Annotated in this window: 3 protein-coding genes and 1 pseudogene; all 4 read right to left on the bottom strand. The window is 61.1% G+C overall.

The window, feature by feature from the left end:
- A pseudogene (locus tag EN939_RS29445) lies at positions 1-239 on the bottom strand (autoinducer 2 ABC transporter substrate-binding protein); the annotation flags it as partial.
- Positions 240-271: 32 nt separating this feature from the next.
- Positions 272-1,042: an ATP-binding cassette domain-containing protein gene (locus tag EN939_RS29440; RefSeq protein WP_127271196.1), complete on the bottom strand. Its 771-nt coding sequence runs from the start codon at positions 1,040-1,042 to the stop codon at positions 272-274.
- Positions 1,043-1,070: 28 nt separating this feature from the next.
- Positions 1,071-1,847, bottom strand: a complete 777-nt coding sequence (locus EN939_RS29435; protein WP_127271194.1) for a glutamine amidotransferase — start codon at positions 1,845-1,847, stop codon at positions 1,071-1,073.
- Positions 1,848-1,919: 72 nt separating this feature from the next.
- Complete coding sequence (locus tag EN939_RS29430) at positions 1,920-2,447, bottom strand: carbohydrate kinase family protein (protein WP_245456849.1); 528 nt, start codon at positions 2,445-2,447, stop codon at positions 1,920-1,922.
- Positions 2,448-2,546 lie beyond the last annotated feature (99 nt).

Raw genomic sequence — 2,546 nt, 5'->3', positions numbered from 1 at the left:
AGGTTCTGGACGATCTGCAACTGGTCGACCGGATTGGTGTCGACGGGACCGGAATAGATGAAATCGAGGCCCAGGTCCTTGGCGGCGCGATTGCCGCCGGCTTCCATGGCGTTGAAGTAAGGGATGCCGATCAATTGCGGAACGAAGGCGACCTTGTGTTTGTCCGCGGCATGCGCCGCGGTTGCAATGGCGAGTGACAGTGCGGAAGCGGCGAGCACTTTCTTGAACTGTGAAAGCATGTGTTTGAACCTCTCTGGAAATGACGTGCGTTTCAGTTTGTTTTTTCAAGCGCCCGCACGTCGGGATGAGCGCCTGTTATGAGCGAAACGACTTCCTCGTGATCGGTATCGGCCGCCAGCCGTTCGGCCACCTTGCGGCCGCGCCGGAACACCACGATGCGGTCGGCAACCTCGAAGACTTCGGAAATGTTGTGGCTGATGAGCACAACGGCACAGCCGCGCGCGGCAAGCCGCCGTGTCAGCGCCAGGACCTTGCGCGTTTCGGCAACGGCAAGGGCCGCGGTCGGCTCATCCATGATGACCAGCCTGGCATTCAGATTGAGCGCCCGGCAGATTGCGACGGCCTGGCGTTGGCCGCCCGACAGACTGCCAACAGGCGCTTCTGGATCGGAAATATGGGCGTCGAGCTCCTTCAGCAGGCCGTCGACGCGCTGGCGCATTTCTTTGCGCTTCAGGAACGGAATGCCAAAAATGGAGCGTTTCAATTCACGGCCGAGAAAGACGTTTTCTGCGATCGACAGGTTCTCCGAAAGCGCCAGTTCCTGAAAGATCGTCGCGATCCCCGATGCCGCGGCATCCTTGGGCGAGTGAAAGGCGACCGGATTGCCCTCGATCACAAGCTCCCCACCACTGGGCGGATGAGCGCCTGCCAGGATCTTGATGAAGGTCGATTTGCCGGCGCCATTGTCGCCGAGAAGCGCCAGCACCTCGCCGGAGCGGATCTCCAGATCGACATTTGCCAGCGCGGTCAGAGCGCCGAAGCGCTTGGCGATGTTTCTGGCGACAAGAAAGGGCTCTGTCATGACGGGTTCCCCGACGATTGCGGATCGGCTAGGCGGCGTTGCTGACCCAGCGCAGCACGTTGGTCCAAAGCCGCGCGTAGCCAGGCCATTCGACAAAACTGTTCGGCAGCCAGTGAGGACCGATGTCCGACGTCCAGACCAGCGTACGCCCTTCGCCATGGCGCCCGGTAACCAGCAGGGGATGGCCGCCCTGGTCCTGCGGCAGCCGCGCCAGGACCTCGACATCGTCGCGATCACGGGCGATGACCTCGTTGGCACCGAGCAGCAGCGGCCATTCGCCCTCGATGCCGGCAAAAATCGGATGATCCCTGGAACCAGTGATCTCAGGACGAAAGCCTTCCGGTATTTCGAGCCGGTCATCATTGGGAAGGCAGGTCACCGGCAGCGCCTCCTCGACCGCCGTGCGATGCCAGCGGGCCTTGCCGTCAATGCCCTGGAAGCTGAAATAGCCGCCGATCATGATCAGGCCGCCGCCGGCCAGCGTCCAGTCGCGCAGGAGCTTGAGCCGGTTGGGAACCGTTTTGCCGTGCAGCCAGACATCGGGGTGGAGCAGGAGTGAATTCGCGCCAATGTCGGACAGGATGATCGCCCTGTATTGCGACAGCCCTTCCATGGTGAAAGGCAGCTTCTCGACGGCCTCGTGAGCGGGCATGTAGTCGAGATCGAATTCGCTGCCCTTCAAAGCGTCCACCAGGGGTGTTGCGCCCAGGTGAAAGGTGACGCTGCCGAACTGGTCGAACCCCTTGTAGTGGGTCGCCGAACTCACCCAGCTTTCGCCGACAAGAAGGACTTTTGTTTTCGCCATGATCATACTCTCCTGATTTCGTCGGTTGATGCGGTGTTCCGCGCCAGGTCGAAACGTCGATAAGCCATTGTTTCAACTGGCCATCACGGCATTGTTCGCCAGGGCCGCAGCCTTCAGCGTGGCAAAGTCTGCGATGTAACCCTGCGCGCCTTCAACCGTTGTCGTCAGGCTCGCCCCGATTGCCGCATAGCGCGCGGCGTCGTCGAGCGACGCGCCATGCAGCCAAAGGGCAAGGAAGATGCCGGCAAAGCTGTCGCCGGCGCCTGTCGCGTCGACGCGATTGACCGGCAGCGCCGGCACCTCGATCTGCGGACCGCCATTCGCCGGAAAAACGACGGCGCCGAACTCGCCGAGGGTGAGCACGACCGTTCCCCGTTGTTTGATGCGTGATAACATCACTCGCACCTCTTCGATCGTCGTCGCCATACGGCTGCGAAAGTCGAAGATTTCCCGTATCATCACATCGTTGATGAAGGTCAGATCGATCTGTTTGACCATCTGCGAGAAGGTTTCCGGCGTGCGTGCGCTTTTGGGAAGACCGGCCGAATGCAGGCTCACCTTCCAGCCCGCCTGATGAAAGCGAGCGATGGACGCGGTCATCGTCTCGTAGTGGAAGCCTTCGATATGAAGGCAGGCCGGACGTTGCTCGGGCTGGATATCCAGATTGGCTGTCAGGTCGACCTCGCCAAGCTCGAACGG

It is taken from the genome of Mesorhizobium sp. M7A.F.Ca.CA.002.05.1.1, assembly GCF_003998335.1.
Lineage (GTDB): Bacteria > Pseudomonadota > Alphaproteobacteria > Rhizobiales > Rhizobiaceae > Mesorhizobium.
The sequence above is the reverse complement of the archived record's forward strand: the minus strand, read 5'-3'. Positions and strand labels throughout refer to the sequence as shown.

What these genes read in the sequence shown, in the direction of transcription:
- EN939_RS29435 (WP_127271194.1), bottom strand. Translation starts at nt 1,847, where the DNA reads ATGGCGAAAACAAAAGTCCTTCTTGTCGGCGAAAGCTGGGTGAGTTCG.
- EN939_RS29430 (WP_245456849.1), bottom strand. Translation starts at nt 2,447, where the DNA reads ATGACCGCGTCCATCGCTCGCTTTCATCAGGCGGGCTGGAAGGTGAGC.
- EN939_RS29440 (WP_127271196.1), bottom strand. Translation starts at nt 1,042, where the DNA reads ATGACAGAGCCCTTTCTTGTCGCCAGAAACATCGCCAAGCGCTTCGGC.